This is a genomic window from Janibacter limosus (genome assembly GCF_004295485.1).
Taxonomy (GTDB): Bacteria; Actinomycetota; Actinomycetes; order Actinomycetales; family Dermatophilaceae; genus Janibacter; species Janibacter limosus_A.
Window position 1 is genome coordinate 2,633,792 of record NZ_CP036164.1, and the last position, 15,543, is coordinate 2,649,334.

Annotated in this window: 13 protein-coding genes; all 13 read right to left on the minus strand. The window is 69.6% G+C overall.

Translation table 11 applies throughout. From position 1 onward, the window contains the following. Positions 1–3: 3 nt before the first annotated feature. From nuoN to EXU32_RS12640, 13 genes are read right to left on the minus strand one after another with little or no spacing between them, the layout of a single operon-like run. A complete protein-coding gene (gene nuoN / locus EXU32_RS12580; RefSeq protein WP_130630213.1) occupies positions 4–1,569 on the minus strand; it encodes an NADH-quinone oxidoreductase subunit NuoN in 1,566 nt (521 codons plus the stop codon). Then, a complete protein-coding gene (locus tag EXU32_RS12585) occupies positions 1,569–3,212 on the minus strand; it encodes an NADH-quinone oxidoreductase subunit M (RefSeq protein WP_130630214.1) in 1,644 nt (547 codons plus the stop codon). The genes nuoN and EXU32_RS12585 overlap by 1 nt, the downstream gene beginning before the upstream one ends. Continuing rightward, on the minus strand, positions 3,212–5,095 hold the full coding sequence (gene nuoL, locus EXU32_RS12590; RefSeq protein ID WP_130630215.1) for an NADH-quinone oxidoreductase subunit L: 1,884 nt from the start codon (positions 5,093–5,095) through the stop codon (positions 3,212–3,214). The genes EXU32_RS12585 and nuoL overlap by 1 nt, the downstream gene beginning before the upstream one ends. A gap of 9 nt (positions 5,096–5,104) precedes the next feature. Continuing rightward, the gene (gene nuoK / locus EXU32_RS12595) at positions 5,105–5,404 is read right to left on the minus strand and encodes an NADH-quinone oxidoreductase subunit NuoK (protein WP_130630216.1); all 300 of its coding nucleotides are present in this window, start codon (positions 5,402–5,404) and stop codon (positions 5,105–5,107) included. Then, positions 5,401–6,168 (minus strand): NADH-quinone oxidoreductase subunit J, encoded by a 768-nt coding sequence (locus EXU32_RS12600; RefSeq protein ID WP_130630217.1) that lies wholly within the window; start codon positions 6,166–6,168, stop codon positions 5,401–5,403. Before EXU32_RS12600 ends, nuoK begins: the two co-directional genes overlap by 4 nt. Continuing rightward, entirely contained in the window at positions 6,165–6,815 is a 651-nt protein-coding gene (nuoI, locus tag EXU32_RS12605; protein WP_130630218.1) for an NADH-quinone oxidoreductase subunit NuoI, read from the minus strand. The genes EXU32_RS12600 and nuoI overlap by 4 nt, the downstream gene beginning before the upstream one ends. Beyond that, positions 6,808–8,202 carry an NADH-quinone oxidoreductase subunit NuoH gene (nuoH, locus tag EXU32_RS12610; protein ID WP_130630219.1) on the minus strand — a complete coding sequence of 465 codons (1,395 nt, stop codon included), beginning with the start codon at positions 8,200–8,202 and terminating at the stop codon, positions 6,808–6,810. Before nuoH ends, nuoI begins: the two co-directional genes overlap by 8 nt. Next, positions 8,199–10,577 carry an NADH-quinone oxidoreductase subunit G gene (locus EXU32_RS12615; protein ID WP_130630220.1) on the minus strand — a complete coding sequence of 793 codons (2,379 nt, stop codon included), beginning with the start codon at positions 10,575–10,577 and terminating at the stop codon, positions 8,199–8,201. Before EXU32_RS12615 ends, nuoH begins: the two co-directional genes overlap by 4 nt. Then, entirely contained in the window at positions 10,574–11,839 is a 1,266-nt protein-coding gene (gene nuoF / locus EXU32_RS12620; RefSeq protein WP_242612986.1) for an NADH-quinone oxidoreductase subunit NuoF, read from the minus strand. The genes EXU32_RS12615 and nuoF overlap by 4 nt, the downstream gene beginning before the upstream one ends. Before the next feature lie 53 nt (positions 11,840–11,892). Continuing rightward, positions 11,893–12,762, minus strand: a complete 870-nt coding sequence (gene nuoE / locus EXU32_RS12625; RefSeq protein WP_130630222.1) for an NADH-quinone oxidoreductase subunit NuoE — start codon at positions 12,760–12,762, stop codon at positions 11,893–11,895. After that, complete coding sequence (locus EXU32_RS12630; RefSeq protein WP_207233793.1) at positions 12,759–14,114, minus strand: NADH-quinone oxidoreductase subunit D; 1,356 nt, start codon at positions 14,112–14,114, stop codon at positions 12,759–12,761. Before EXU32_RS12630 ends, nuoE begins: the two co-directional genes overlap by 4 nt. After that, the gene (locus EXU32_RS12635) at positions 14,114–14,944 is read right to left on the minus strand and encodes an NADH-quinone oxidoreductase subunit C (RefSeq protein WP_130630223.1); all 831 of its coding nucleotides are present in this window, start codon (positions 14,942–14,944) and stop codon (positions 14,114–14,116) included. Before EXU32_RS12635 ends, EXU32_RS12630 begins: the two co-directional genes overlap by 1 nt. After that, a complete protein-coding gene (locus EXU32_RS12640) occupies positions 14,941–15,528 on the minus strand; it encodes a NuoB/complex I 20 kDa subunit family protein (RefSeq protein WP_130630224.1) in 588 nt (195 codons plus the stop codon). The genes EXU32_RS12635 and EXU32_RS12640 overlap by 4 nt, the downstream gene beginning before the upstream one ends. Between the last annotated feature and the right edge of the window lie 15 nt (positions 15,529–15,543).

The following is a 15,543-nucleotide window of genomic DNA, read 5'->3' on the forward strand; positions in this document are numbered from 1 at the left end:
AGGTCACCTCGTGATGAAGACGCTGGACTGCTCGGCGAGCTCGAGCAGCGGGCCCGGGAAGACACCGAGGGCGATCGTAACGATGACTCCCACCGTGATCACAGTCAGGGACAGCGTGGCCGGCGCCGCGGCGGTGACCTCGCCGCTCGGCTCGGTGAAGAACATCAGGACGATGAGCCGGATGTAGACGAAGGCGGTGATCCCCGACATCAGGACCGCGATGACGACCAGGACGACGCCCGAGAGGCCGCCGTGCTCGAGGGCCGGCATGAAGGCCGCGACCTTGGCGGTGAAGCCGGAGGTGAGCGGGATCCCCGCGAAGGCCAGCATGAGGAGCGAGAAGGAACCGGCCAGCCACGGGTGCTTGCGCCCCAGGCCCGCCCACTGGGACAGGTGGGTCGCCTCGGCGCCACGCTCTCGCACGAGGTTGACGATGGCGAAGGCGGCGATCGTGCTGATGCCGTATGCGACGACGTAGAAGAGAACGCCCTCAACACCGGTGCGGTCGAAGCTGATCAGGGCGACGATGATGAAGCCGGCGTGCGCGATCGAGCTGTAGGCGAGCAACCGCTTGATGTCGGTCTGGGTGACCGAGAGGACCGAGCCGACGACCATCGTCAGGGCGGCGATGACGACGACGCCCATGTGCCACTCCCACCGGGTGGTCTCGAGACCGACGTACATCAGGCGCAGCAGCGCACCGAAGGCTGCCGCCTTGGTACCCGCGGCCATGAAGCCGGTGATCGGCGTCGGAGCGCCCTGGTAGACGTCGGGGGTCCACGAGTGGAAGGGGACGGCGCCGACCTTGAAGAGCACGCCGACCAGGACCAGGACGACCCCGGGGAGCAGCAGCCCCTCGAACTCACCGGTCGAGGTGCTCGCCGCGGCCGCGATCTCGGGCAGGCCGATCGACCCGGCGTAGCCGTAGAGCAGGGCCGCGCCGAAGAGGAAGAAGCCGGAGGAGAAGGCGCCGAGGAGGAAGTACTTCAGCGCTGCCTCCTGCGAGAGCAGGCGACGACGACGGGCCAGACCCGACATGAGGTACAGCGGCAGCGAGAGCAGCTCGAGCGCCACGAACATCGTCAGCAGGTCGTTGGCCGCCGGGAAGAGCAGCATGCCGGCGATCGCAAAGAGCGCCAGCGGGAAGGCCTCGGTCGTGGACCAGCCCTTGCGCGCCGCCTGGGCCTCGAGCTCGGAGCCCGGACTGGCGGCACCCATCGGGGTGAGGGCATCGGCGGTGTCGCCGCCGAGCCGGTCGGCCATGACGAGCAGGCTCAGCAGGCCGAAGACGAGCAGGGTGCCCTGCATGAAGCGGGTCGGTCCGTCGACGGCGATCGTGCCGCCCACGGTCACGCCGGCCTCGTCGCCGGTCACGAAGACCACCGCGGCCAGCGAGATCACGATGGAGCCGACCGCGACGACGACCTGCGCGAGGTGCCTCGTGCCGCGCGGGACGAAGGCCTCGACGAGCACGCCGACGAAGGCACCCACGAGGAGCACGATCATCGGCGAGAGCGCCCAGTAGCTGATGTCGACGGCCTCGAAGGCCGCGGGGACGGTGGGGGGCATCAGTCGTCACTCCCTGTGGTCGAGCCTGCGTCAGCCGGGACCGACGGGGTGGTGTCGGAGACTCCGACGATCTGGAGGGTGCGCTCGACCGCGGGGCCCAGCGTGTCCAGGACGGGCTTGGGGAAGAAGCCGAGACCGATGAGGACCGCGAGGATCGGTGCGACCACGAGCTTTTCGCGAAGGCCGAGGTCACGCAGCGGCGCGGTGAGGCGAAGGGGGCGACGCCCCTCGTCGATGTCGACGCCGAGGTACTCCCGGTCGGCGTCGGACGACTCGGCCGGGTCCCCCCCCTCGTCGGTCCCCACGACGGGCGGCGGGCCGGTGAAGATCCGCTTGTACATCAGCAGGATGTAGATCGCGGCGAGGACGACGCCCCAGACGGCGAAGGCCGTCGCGACGGGGTAGCGCGACCAGGTGCCGACGATGACCAGGAACTCGGAGACGAAGGTCGACAGGCCGGGCAGCGACAGCGTCGCCAGGCCGGCGACCAGGAAGCTGCCGGCGAGGAGCGGGGTCGCCCGCTGCCAGCCGCCGTAGTCGTCGATCCGCTTGCTCCCCCGCCGGGCGACGAGCATGCCCGCGATGAGGAAGAGCGCGGCCGTCGCGAAGCCGTGGTTGATCATGTAGAGGTTGCTGCCGGCCTGCGAGACCGAGGTGAAGGCGAAGATGCCCATGACGATGAAGCCGAAGTGGCTGATCGAGGTGAAGGCAATCAGGCGCATCATGTCCCGCTGGCCGATGGCCAGGATCGCGCCGTAGAGGACTGAGACCACCGCGAGGGTGATGACGACCGGGGTCGCCCAGCGGCTCGCCTCGGGGAAGAGCTGCAGGCAGAAGCGGATCATCCCGAAGGTGCCGACCTTGTCGAGCACGCCCACGAGCAGCGTGGCCACCGCGGGGCGGGCTGCCGTGGCGGCGTCGGGCAGCCAGGTGTGGACCGGCCACATCGGCGCCTTGATCGCGAAGGCGATGAAGAAGGCGAGGAAGAGCCAGCGCTCGGTGGTACCGCCGATGTCGAGACCCGTGAGGCGCTCGAGGAGGAAGCCGTCGGAGCCACCCGGGCCCTGCAGGTACAGCGCGATGACGCCGACGAGCATGATCAGCCCGCCCACGAGGCTGAAGAGCAGGAACTTCACGGCTGCCGCCCGGCGACGCTCGCCGCCGTACATCCCGATGAGGAAGTAGACCGGGACGAGCATGGCCTCGAAGAAGACGTAGAAGAGGAAGACGTCCGTCGCCGCGAAGACCCCGACCATGAAGGGCAGGAGCAGCAGGAGGAGGGCGAAGTAGCCCTTCTCCCGGCTGCCGCCCTCGGGCACGTCGTCCCACGCCGCCAGGAGGCAGATCGGCATGAGGACCAGCGCCATGAGGATGAGCGACAGCGCGATGCCGTCGACACCCAGCGCGTAGCTGACGCCGAGCTGCGGGATCCACTCGTGCTGCTCGACCATCTGGAACTGCTGGTCGCTGCCGCGGGTGAAGCTCGTCGCCGCGGCGACGACACCGATGACCAGCGTGAGCAGGGAGACGCCGAGCGCGATGGGTCGGGCGAGGGCGGAGCTGCGCGAAGGGAGCGCCGCCACCGCGATCGAGCCGACGAGCGGCACGACCATGAGCAGGGTGAGCCAGGGCATGTTGTCCATCAGTTGTTCACCCACAGGGCTGCGAGGAAGACGACGACGCCGGAGAGCATCGTCAGGGCGTAGGTGCGCGCGTAGCCGTTCTGGGCGCGGCGCAGCCAGGAGGAGGAGCGCTCGGTCAGACGGGCCAGCCCGCCGACCCCGGCACCGTCGATGCCGTCGGCGTCGACGGAGACCAGCCCGCGGGTGAGTGCCAGGCCCGGCCACTGCAGGAGGGTCGCGTTGAGCTCGTCCTGGTAGAGATCGCGGCGAGCGGCGCGGGTGAGCGCCGAGCCCTCCGGTGCCACCACGGGGACCTCGTCGCGGCCGTAGGTCAGCCAGGCCCAGATGCCGCCGATGGCGACCACGACGAGCGTGGCGGCCACGAGCACGGGCACCGGCAGGACCGGCTCGTGGGGCTCGACGGGGCCGAACACCGGCTCGAGCCAGGTGCCGATCGGGGCGACGGTCGCCAGGGCCAGCCCGAGGAAGGCCGAGCCCACGGCCAGCACCATCATCGGGATGGTCATCGTCAGCGGCGACTCGTGCGGGTGGACATCCTCGGTCCAGCGCTTCTTGCCGTGGAAGGTCATGAAGAACAGACGCGACATGTAGAAGGCGGTGATCCCGGCGCCGATGAGGGCGGTCAGGCCGAAGACCCACGGGCGCCAGCCCTCGCCGACGAAGGCGGCCTCGATGATCTTGTCCTTGCTCCAGAAGCCGGAGAAGGGGGGAACCCCCAGGATCGCCAGCCAGCCGAGGCCGAAGGTCACCCAGGTGATCTTCATGGCCGTGGACAGCCCACCGAAGCGGCGCATGTCGACCTGGTCGTCCATGCCGTGCATCACCGAGCCGGCGCCGAGGAACATCCCGGCCTTGAAGAAGCCGTGGGTGATGAGGTGGAAGATCGCGAAGGCGTAGCCGACCGGGCCGAGACCGGCGGCGAGCATCATGTAGCCGATCTGGCTCATGGTCGAGGCGGCCAGCGCCTTCTTCATGTCGTCCTTGGCACAACCGACGATCGCCCCGTAGACGAGGGTGATCGCACCGACGATGACCACGGCGAGCTGGGCGTTGGGTGCTCCCTCGAAGATGGTGTGGCTGCGCACGACGAGGTAGATGCCGGCGGTCACCATCGTCGCGGCGTGGATGAGCGCCGAGACGGGGGTCGGGCCGGCCATGGCGTCACCGAGCCAGGACTGCAGCGGGAACTGCGCCGACTTGCCGCAGGCGGCGAGCAGGAGCAGCAGGCCGATGGCCGTCAGGGTGCCCTCCCCGGCGCCCGAGACGGCGCCGTCGACCGCGGCGAAGTCGAGGGTGCCGAAGGTCGCCAGCATGATCGACATCGCGAGGAGCAGGCCGACGTCGCCGACCCGGTTGACGATGAAGGCCTTGTTGGCCGCGGTCGCGTAGGCCGGGTTGTGGTTCCAGAAGCCGATGAGCAACCACGACGCCAGGCCGACGCCCTCCCAGCCGACGAAGAGCAGCAGGTAGGAGTCGGCGAGGACGAGCAGGAGCATCGATGCGACGAAGAGGTTGAGGTAGGCGAAGAAGCGCCGCTTGTCCGGGTCGTGCTCCATGTACCCGAGCGAGTACACGTGGATGAGCGACCCGACGAAGGTCACCAGCAGGACGAAGGCCATCGACAGCGGGTCGACGAGCAACCCGGCGGCGATGTCGATGCTGCCGGCGGGGACCCAGTCCCACAGCTCGACCGAGGACGCGCGCGCCTCCGGGTCGGAGCCGAGCATCGAGACGAAGATCGCCGCGCCCACGAGGAAGGAACCCCAGGACAGGGCGGTGGCCAGCAGTGGACCGAAGGAGTCGGTGAGGCGGCCGCCGAGGAGCAGCAGCGCGGCGCCGGCCAGGGGCAGGGCGACGAGCAGCCAAGCAAGATCCGTGAGCAAGGTGGCTCCTTACAGCTTCAGGAGGTTGGCGTCGTCGACCGAGGCCGAGCGGCGGGCGCGGAAGACGGCCATGATGATGGCCAGTCCGACGACGACCTCGGCGGCGGCGACCACCATGACGAACATGGCGATCACCTGCCCCTCGATCGATCCGTGCATTCGGGCGAAGGTCACGAAGGCGAGCGAGGCAGCGTTGAGCATGAGCTCCACCCCCATGAAGACGATGATCGCGTTGCGGCGCAGCAGGACGGTGGCGCTGCCGATCGTGAAGAGGATGATCGCGAGGTAGATGTAGTTCATCGGGCTCATCGCTCCAGGCCCCCTTCGGTCGTGGTCTCGGCGTCCTCGAGCTGCGTGTACCGGGTCGGGGTGGTGACCTGGTCACGCGCCACGAGGACTCGGTTGAGGGAGAGCTCGGAGATGCTGCCGTCGGGCAGCAGCGCCGGGGTGTCGACCGCGTTGTGGCGGGCGTAGACACCCGGGACGGGCAGGCCGGCGAGGTTCTTGCCCTCGCGGAAGCGCTTGGCCATCCACTCCTTCTGCGTCGGCTTGGCGATGATCCGCTCGCGGTGGGCGAAGACCATGGCGCCGAGTGCCGCGACCGTCAGCAGGGCGGCCGTGACCTCGAAGAGCCAGACGTACTTGCCGAAGACGAGGTAGGCGATCGCCTCGACGTTGCCGGGGTCGGCGTTGACGTCCGCCAGCGACGGGTCACCGGTGTAGGTCACCTGGCCGACGGCACCGAAGAGCAGGGCGATCACGGCGAGGGAGAGCAGCGCGGTGAGCCACCGCTGGCCCTTGAGCGGCTCGACGAGCGAGGATGAGTGGTCGACACCGACGAGCATGACGACGAAGAGGAAGAGCATCATCACGGCGCCGGTGTAGACGAAGATGTGCACGACACCGAGGAAGTCCGCCTCCTGCAGGAGGTAGAAGACCCCGACGGTGATCATCGTCAGCACCATGCCGATGGCCGCGTGCACCGCCTTGCGGGCGAAGAGCAGGGCCAGCGCGCCGGGGACGGCGATGATGCTCAGGACCCAGAAGACGACGGCTTCTCCGGTGCCGGTCATCGGACCTCCTCCGTGGTGTCCGCTGTGGTGCCCGCCGCCGAGCCGGCCGAGGCGCCGTCGCTCGTGGCCGCTGCGTGCTGGTCGACCCACTCGCGCTGGGCGTCGGTGGCCGCGGCGACCTTGCCCTGGTAGTAGTCGCGCTCCTGCATGCCCTCGACCATCGGGTGGGGCGCCGGGAGCATCCCCTCCTGCATCGGGGCGAGCAGCTGCTCCTTGGTGAAGATCAGGTCGGCGCGGTTGTTGTCGGCCAGCTCGTACTCGTTGGTCATCGTCAGCGCCCGCGTCGGGCAGGCCTCGATGCACAGCCCGCAGAAGATGCAGCGCAGGTAGTTGATCTGGTAGATGTGCCCGTACCGCTCACCGGGGCTGAAGCGCAGGCCGCGCTCGTCGTCGTTGTCACCGCCCTGCACGAGGATCGCGTCGGCCGGGCAGGCCCACGCGCACAGCTCGCAGCCGATGCACTTCTCCAGCCCGTCGGGGTGACGGTTGAGCTGGTGCCGGCCGTGGAAGCGTGGCTGGGTCGGCCACTTGACTTCGGGGTACTCCTGGGTGGCGACCTTGCGGAACATCGTCGCGAAGGTCACGCCGAACCCGGCTACGGGGGCGAAGAGGTCCGAGAAGAACCCTCCCTGGGAATCGTCAGCCACGGTGCTGCTCCTCCTGACGGGCCGGCGTTGCCGCCCCGGTGGTCGCGGGCTTGGTGTCGATCGCGGTGGCGCCGCGGCTCTCGACGAGACGCTGGCCGGGCATGGGCGGGACGGGATAGCCCTCGGCCCACGGGTCGATCTCGTCGGGCACGACGGACTCCTCCTCCTGGGCCTGGGCCCTGGCCTCGACCTTGCTCTCCCAGATCCACGTGGAGCCCAGGACGATCACGGCCAGGACCGCGACGATGATCAGCGAGGAGACGGGGAAGCTCAGACCGAGGATGCCCACGGTCCCGTCGCCGAAGAACCCGGCGTCGGCGCCGCGGATGAAGGCCACCGCTATGACCCACGCGACGGTGACGGGCATGAGGAACTTCCAGCCGAAGCGCATGAACTGGTCGTAGCGGGTACGGGGCAGGGTGCCGCGCAGCCAGACGAAGAAGTACATGAACATCCACAGCTTCACCGAGAACCACAGCAGGCCCCACCAGCCGGTGTTGAGCATGCCGTCGCCGATCGCCGCGATGCCGGGAGGTGCCTGCCAGCCGCCGAGGAAGAGCGTCGTGGCCAAGGCCGAGACGGTGAACATGTTGATGTACTCACCGAGGAAGAACATCGCGAAGCGCATGCCCGAGTACTCGGTGAAGTAGCCACCGACGATCTCGCCCTCGCCCTCGGCGAGGTCGAAGGGCAGTCGGTTGGTCTCGCCGACCATCGTGATGACGTAGATGACGAAGGAGACGCAGGCCGGGATGATGTACCAGAGGTCGGCCTGGGCGGCGACGATCTCGCTGGTGCTCATCGATCCCGAGTACATGAAGACCGCGACCAGGGCCAGGCCCATCGCGATCTCGTAGGAGATCAGCTGGGCGGTGGCGCGCAGCCCACCGAGCAGCGGGTAGGTGGAGCCAGCCGACCAGCCGCCGAGGACGATGCCGTAGGCGGCGACACCGGCGACCGCGAGGACGAGAAGGGCGGCGACCGGCAGGTCGGTCAGCTGCAGCGGCGTGTGGTGACCAAACATCCAGACCATCCCGCCGAGCGGCATGATCGAGAAGGCGACGAAGGCCATCGAGGCGAAGATGACCGGCGCGATCGTGAAGATCAGCGCGTCGGCCGCCTTGGGCCGCACGTCCTCCTTGAGCATCGACTTCATGCCGTCGGCGAGGGTCTGCAGCAGGCCGAAGGGGCCGGTGCGGTTGGGCCCGGGGCGCTGCTGCATCCGGCCGATGACGCGACGCTCGAACCAGATGACGAGCAGCACGGACACGAGCAGGTAGACGAAGAGGAAGAGCGCCTTGACCAGCGAGAGCCACAGCGGGGTGTCGCTGAAGTCCGCGGCCACCGGCTTGTCCGCAGCGGCGATCAGGAGTGAGAGACCGGTCATGCCGCACCACCCTTCGTGACGGAGACGATGGCTCCGGCTCGGCCGGAGAGACTGCGCAGGTCGCAGCTGCTCGAGTTGGTCGGCAACCACACGACGTGGTCGACCATGTCCTGGACCAGGACCGGCACGGTCACCCGCACGTCGTCGGCCCGGATGGTGACGAGGTCACCCACCGCAAGGCCGAAGGCCTGCGCGGTCGCCGGGGAGACGATCGCGCGCGGCGCCTTGGCCGTCCCCGCGAGGAAGGGCTCGCCCTCCTGCATCGACCCCTCGTCGAGCATGAGGCGCCAGGTGGCCAGGACCAGCTCACCGGCACCGGGCTCGGGCACCGGGGCGCGTCGCACCCGCGGCGGGTAGCCCTTGGCTGCCGGGGCGGGTGTGGTCTCCAGCGAGGCGCGGGCCTCGGCGGTGGTGCGGGTCCCGAGGAACTCGCCCATCTCGTCGGCGAGCATGTGCAGCACGCGGTGGTCGGGCAGCGCGCTGGTCGACAGGGCCGCCTCGAAGGGCCGCACGCGACCCTCCCAGTTGACGAAGGCACCCGCGCGCTCGGCGTGCGGGGCGACCGGGAGCACGACGTCGGCGTGCTCGGTGACGCTGCTGGGCCGGATCTCGAGGGAGACGACGAAGGAGCGCTCGAAGGCCTCGCTCGCTCCGGGGAGTCCGAGGTCGCGGACGTCGACGCCACCGACGACGAGCGCACCGAGCTGGCCGGAGGCCGCGCCGGCGACGATGCCGGCGGTGTCGAGACCACCCTCGCCCGGCAGGCAGCCGGCCTCGACGGCGCCGCGCTCCCCCGCACGACGTGGGATCCAGGCCAGGCGTGCACCGGTCGTCCGGGCGAGCTCGGCAGCGGCGGGCAGGGCACCGGGCACGGTGGCCAGTCGCTCGCCGACGAGGATGATCGGCCGCTCGCCGCGCAGCGCGGCGTGGGCAGCGATGAGCGGGTCGGTGTCCGCGCCGGGACCGACCTCGCCGGTCAGCGCCGTGAGCACCTCGGTCTCGGTGCCCGGTGCGGAGGGGATGAGGGTGCCACCGAGCTTGTCGAGGCCGCGGGTGGCCAGCGGAGCGATGGAGTGGACCGCGGTCTTGGCCTCGCGGTAGGCCTTGCGCAGGCGCAGGAAGAGGATCGGGCTCTCCTCCTCGGGCTCCAGGCCGACGAGCAGGACCGAGCTGGCCCGCCCGACCTCCTCGAAGGTCACACCGGTCTCCGGCGTGGTCCCCGCGACATGCCGCAGCAGGAAGTCACGCTCGTCGGCGGAGAGCGGCCTGGCGCGGTGGTCGATGTTGTCGGTGTGCAGCACCGAGCGGGCGAAGGCCGCATAGGCGTGGGCGTCCTCGACGCTCACCCGGCCGCCGACGAGCACTCCGTGGCCCTGCGCAGCGCGCAGCCCCTCCGCGGCAGCGACGAGAGCCTCCTGCCAGGAGACGACGCGCAGCTCACCGCTGGCGTCACGCACCATCGGGAACTCGAAGCGGTCCCCGAGGCTGGCGGAGTTGAAGGCCCAGCGGCCCTTGTCGCAGTTCCACTCCTCGTTGACCTGGGGGTCATTGCCCGCCATCCGTCGCAGGACCGTGCCGCGGCGGTGGTCGGTGCGGATCGAGCAGCCGTCGGCGCAGTGCTCGCAGACGTCGGAGGTGGAGACGAGGTCGAAGGGACGCGACCGGAAGCGGTAGGCCGCCCCCGTGAGCGCGCCCACGGGGCAGATCTGGACCGTGTTGCCCGAGAAGTAGGACTCGAAGGGCTGGTCCTCGTAGATGCCGACCTGCTGGAGGGCACCTCGCTCGACGAGCGCGATGAAGGGGTCGCCGGCGATCTGGTCGGAGAAGCGGGTGCAGCGCGCGCACAGCACGCACCGGTCACGGTCGAGGAGCACCTGGGAGGAGATGTTGATCGGCTTGGGGTAGGTGCGCTTGACGTCCTCGAAGCGCGAGGTGGCCCGGCCGTTGCTCATCGACTGGTTCTGCAGGGGGCACTCCCCGCCCTTGTCGCAGACCGGACAGTCGAGCGGGTGGTTGATGAGGAGCATCTCCATGATGCCCTGCTGCGCCTTGTCGGCGACCGGCGAGGAGTGCTGCGTGCGCACCTGCATGCCCTCACTGACCGTCATGGTGCAGCTCGCCTGCGGCTTGGGCATCGGCTTGACATTGCCCTCGCGGTCGGGCGTCGCCACCTCGACGAGGCACTGGCGGCAGGCGCCGACCGGCTCCAGGAGCGGGTGGTCGCAGAAGCGCGGGATCTCGATCCCCGCCTCCTCCGCGGCCCGGATGACCAAGGTGTTCTTGGGGACCGAGACGGCGATGCCGTCGATGGTCACGCCGATGAGGTCGGGCTTGACCTCGTCGGACGTCGGGTTCTTGTCGCTCGTGACGCTCATGCGGTCACCATCGTGTTCTGCTCCTTGGCGAAGAGCGTCGAGGCGGCGGGCGGGAAGAGCTCCGCGGCCGGGGTGTGGCACCCGGCCTCGAACTCCTCACGGAAGTACTTCACGGCAGAGGTGATCGGGCTGGTGGCGCCGTCACCGAGGGCGCAGAAGGCCCGTCCGAGGATGTTGTCGCAGATGTCGACGAGCTTGTCGATGTCCTCGGGGGTGCCCTGGCCGCGCTCGATCCGCTGCAGGATCTGGGCGAGCCACCACGTGCCCTCGCGGCACGGGGTGCACTTGCCGCAGGACTCGTGCATGTAGAAGTCGGTCCAGCGGCTCACGGCGCGCACGACCGAGACGGTGTCGTCGAAGATCTGCAGCGCACGCGTACCGAGCATCGAGCCGTTGGCCGCGACGGACTCGAAGTCCAGGGGCACGTCGAGGTGCTCGTCGGTGAAGATCGGCGTCGACGAGCCACCCGGGGTCCAGAACTTCAGCGGGTGACCCGGGTCGCGCATGCCACCGGCCATGTCGAGCAGCTCGCGCAGCGTGATGCCGAGCGGCGCCTCGTACTGGCCCGGGTTCTTGACGTGCCCGGACAGGGAAAAGATCCCGAAGCCCTGCGACTTCTCCGTCCCCATGTCGGAGAACCACTCGGCGCCCTGCTTGATGATCGCCGGGACCGAGGCGATGGACTCGACATTGTTGACGACCGTCGGGCGGGCGTAGAGACCGGCCACCGCGGGGAAGGGGGGCTTGAGACGAGGCTGGCCACGGCGCCCTTCGAGGGAGTCCAGCAGAGCCGTCTCCTCGCCGCAGATGTAGGCACCGGCACCGGCGTGGACGGTCACGTCCAGGTCGAAGCCGGTCCCGAGGATGTCCTTGCCGAGGTAGCCGGCCGCGTAGGCCTCCTCGACCGCGCGCATGAGCCGGCGGTAGACGTGGACGACCTCACCGCGCAGGTAGATGAAGGCGTGGTTGCAGCCGATCGCGAAGGAGGTGATCGCGACGCCCTCGATCAGGAAGTGGGGCGCCGCCATGAGCAGCGGGATGTCCTTGCAGGTGCCCGGCTCGGACTCGTCGGCGTTGACGACGAGATAGCGGGGGCCGCCGTCCGGAGGTGGCAGGAAGCCCCACTTCATGCCGGTGGGGAAGCCGGCGCCGCCGCGGCCGCGCAGGCCGGAGTCCTTGGTCGCCTGGATGAGGTCGGCGGGGTCGGTCTTGAGTGCCTGGCGAAGGGCGGTGTAGCCCTCGTTGTCCTCGTAGGTGGCCATCGTCCAGGACTGCGGGTGGTCCCAGAACTTCGTGAGGATCGGGGTCAGCGTGGTCACTTGTCGTCCTCCTTGGCCTGCTCCTGGGCGTCCTGCCCACCGGGCCGCTCGTCCGGGGCGTTGGCCGGGGTGTCCACCGAGCTCTGCTCGCCGACCGCGATGCCGTCGACGGACTCGCCGCGGGAGTCCGCGCTCGTGGCGTCCGACCCGTCACCGGGAGCGGTCCACCCTTCGCGTCTGGCCAGCTCCACCCCGCGAAGGGAGGCGGGCCCGGCGCCGATGCCCTCGTCGGCGAGGCCGTCGGGGAAGCCGGCGAGCACACGCGAGACCTGCTTGAAGGTGCACACGCGGCTGGGGCCGCGGGTCGGGGCCACGGGGGCGCCGGAGCGCAGGTCGTCGACCAGCTGCACGGTCGAGTCCGGGGTCTGGTTGTCGAAGAACTCCCAGTTGGTCATCACGACCGGGGCGTAGTCGCACGCGGCATTGCACTCGATGCGCTCGAGGGTGATCTTGCCGTCCTCGGTCGTCTCATCGTGGCCGATGCCCAGGTGCTCGCTGACGGTCTCCCAGATCTGGTCGCCGCCCATGACCGCGCACAGGGTGTTGGTGCACACGCCCACGGTGTAGTCGCCGTTGGGGTGGCGCTTGTACTGGGTGTAGAAGGTCGCGACGCCCGAGACCTCGGCCGTCGTCAGGTCGAGGGTGCGGGCGCAGAAGTCGATGCCGCGGCCGGTGATGTACCCGTCCAGGCTCTGCACGAGGTGCAGCAGCGGCAGCAGCGCCGAGCGGGGCTGCGGGTAGCGCGCGATGACCTGCTCGGCATCGAGCGACAGCTGCTCGAGCACGTCTGCGGGGTAAGGCTCCTTGCTCTCCGAGGCCACGTGCAGGTGCCCCGAGGCGCTCTGCCTCCCATAGTGTCCGGTCATCGGTCCACTCCTCCCATCACGGGGTCGATGGAGGCGACGGCGACGATCACGTCGGCGAGCATGCCCCCTTCGCACATGGCCGCGACGGCCTGCAGGTTGTTGAAGCTCGGGTCCCGGAAGTGGGCCCGGTAGGGGCGGGTGCCGCCGTCGGCGACGACGTGGCAGCCCAGCTCGCCCTTGGGCGACTCGATCGCCACGTAGGCCTGGCCGGGCGGGACCCGGAAGCCTTCGGTGACGAGCTTGAAGTGGTGGATCAGGGACTCCATCGAGGTGCCCATGATCTCGCGGATGTGGTCGAGGCTGTTGCCCTGGCCGTCACCGCCGACGGCGAGCTTGGCCGGCCAGGCGATGCGCTTGTCCGCGACCATCGTCTCGCCGGGGTTGCGCTGCAGCTCGTCGGTGACCTGCTCGATGATCTTCAGGCTCTCGCGCATCTCGTCGATGCGGATCGCCAGCCGGTCGTAGGCGTCGGCCCCGGTGCGGGTGATGACGTCGAAGTCGTACTTCTCGTAGCCGCAGTACGGCGCGAGCTTGCGCAGGTCGTGCGGCAGGCCGGTCGAGCGCAGGACCGGGCCGGTGATGCCCAGCGCGGTGCACCCGGTCAGCGACAGGACGCCGACGTCCTTGGTGCGGCCCTTGAGGATGGGGTTCTCCATGAGCAGCTTGTCGAGCTCGAGGATGCCCTTGCGCACCTGCGGGACCATCTCGCGGATCTTGTCGATCGCGCCGTGCGGCAGGTCCTGGGCCACACCGCCGGGGCGGACGTAGGCGTTGTTCATCCGCAGGCCGGTGATGTTCTCGATGACGGACAGGATGCGCTCGCGCTCGCGGAAGCCGATCGTCATGATCGTCGTCGCGCCCATCTCCATGCCACCGGTGCCGAGGCAGATCAGGTGGCTGGAGACGCGGGTCAGCTCCATCATGAGCACCCGGATCGCGCTGGCCCGCTCGGGGATGTCCGCGGTGATGCCCAGGACCTTCTCGATGGCCAGGCAGTAGGCCGTCTCCTGGAACATCGGGGTCAGGTAGTCCATCCGGGTGCAGAAGGTGACCCCCTGCGTCCAGGTGCGGAACTCCATGTTCTTCTCGATGCCGGTGTGCAGGTACCCGATGCCCGCGCGAGCCTCGGTGACCGTCTCGCCGTCGAGCTCGAGGATGAGGCGGAGCACGCCGTGCGTCGAGGGGTGCTGCGGCCCCATGTTGAGGACGATGCGCTCCTCGGGGTTCATCCCGAGCTCGCCCATCTCCTGATCCCAGTCACCGCCCTGGACGTTGACGACGTGGCCCTCGGCGAGGTCGTCGGCCCCGGGGGTGGAATGCACCCCGGCCGTGTGCGTGTGCGTGCGAGCCATCAGTTGTACGACCTCCGCTGGTCGGGCGGCGGGACGGTGCCGCCCTTGTACTCCACCGGGATGCCACCCAGTGGATAGTCCTTGCGCTGCGGGTGCCCGGCCCAGTCGTCGGGCATGAGGATGCGGGTCAGCGACGGGTGGCCGTCGAAGATGACACCGAACATGTCCCACGTCTCGCGCTCGTGCCAGTCCGCGGCCGGGTAGGTCGCGACGACGCTCGGGATGTGCGGGTCGCTGTCAGGGGCCGTGACCTCGACCCGCAGCCGGCGCCCACCGTGGGTGATCGACAGCAGGTGGTAGGCGACGTGCAGCTCGGCGCCCGTCTCCTGCGGGAAGTGCACCCCGGAGACCGACATGCACATCTCGAAGCGCAGGTCCGCCCGGTCGCGCAGCGCGCGCATGACGACGGGCAGGTCCTCGCGGTGCACGTGCAGGGTCAGCTCGTCGGCGTGGACGACGACCCGCTCGACCAGGTCGCCGCCGGTGGCCTCGGCCAGGCGGTCGACGACCTCGTCGTACCACCCGCCGTAGGGCCGCGGCGTGGCGCCCGGGAAGGCGACGGTGCGCTGGAGCCCGCCGTAGCCGGAGGTGTCCTGGCCCTCGCGCACGCCGAACATGCCGCGGCGCTCGTCGCGCACGACCGGTGCGTGGTCCGGGTCGACCTCGCCGGCCGGGCCCCCTTCGACGTTGGAGTACTCGACCGGGCGGTTGCCGCCGGTCAGTCCCTCGGTCGAGGGGAAGCCCTTGTTGGCCGTGCCGCCGAGGCCGGGGCCCTGCGGGTGGACACCCTCGGGCCGGGGCGCCGCGACGTCCTTGTTGTCGTCGGTCATGCCAGGAGGTTCCTTCCGAGCAGGCCCTCGTGGTCGTGCGTCGGGGGCTGCAGCTCCGTCGGGGTGGCGCCGAGCGCGGCCTTCTCGGCGGCGCGGGCGGCGGCGACCCGGTTGACGCCCAGGGGCGTGCTCTGGATCTGCTCGTGCAGGGTGATGATCGCGTTGAGCAGCATCTCCGGCCGTGGCGGGCAGCCCGGCAGGTAGATGTCGACCGGGATGATGTGGTCGACGCCCTGGACGATCGCGTAGTTGTTGAACATGCCGCCGGAGCTGGCGCACACGCCCATCGAGATGACCCACTTGGGGTTGGCCATCTGGTCGTAGACCTGGCGCACGACGGGCGCCATCTTGTTGCTCACGCGGCCGGCGACGATCATCAGGTCGGCCTGGCGTGGCGTGGCGGCGAAGCGCTCCATGCCGAAGCGGGCGATGTCGTAGTGCGGCGTGCCGACGGCCATCATCTCGATGGCGCAGCAGGCCAGTCCGAAGGTGGCCGGCCAGATCGACGACTTGCGCATGTAGCCCGCAAGGTTCTCCACCGTGGTGAGCGCGATGCCCGAAGGCAGCCTTTCCTCGATACCCATGTCAGATCCGTCCTC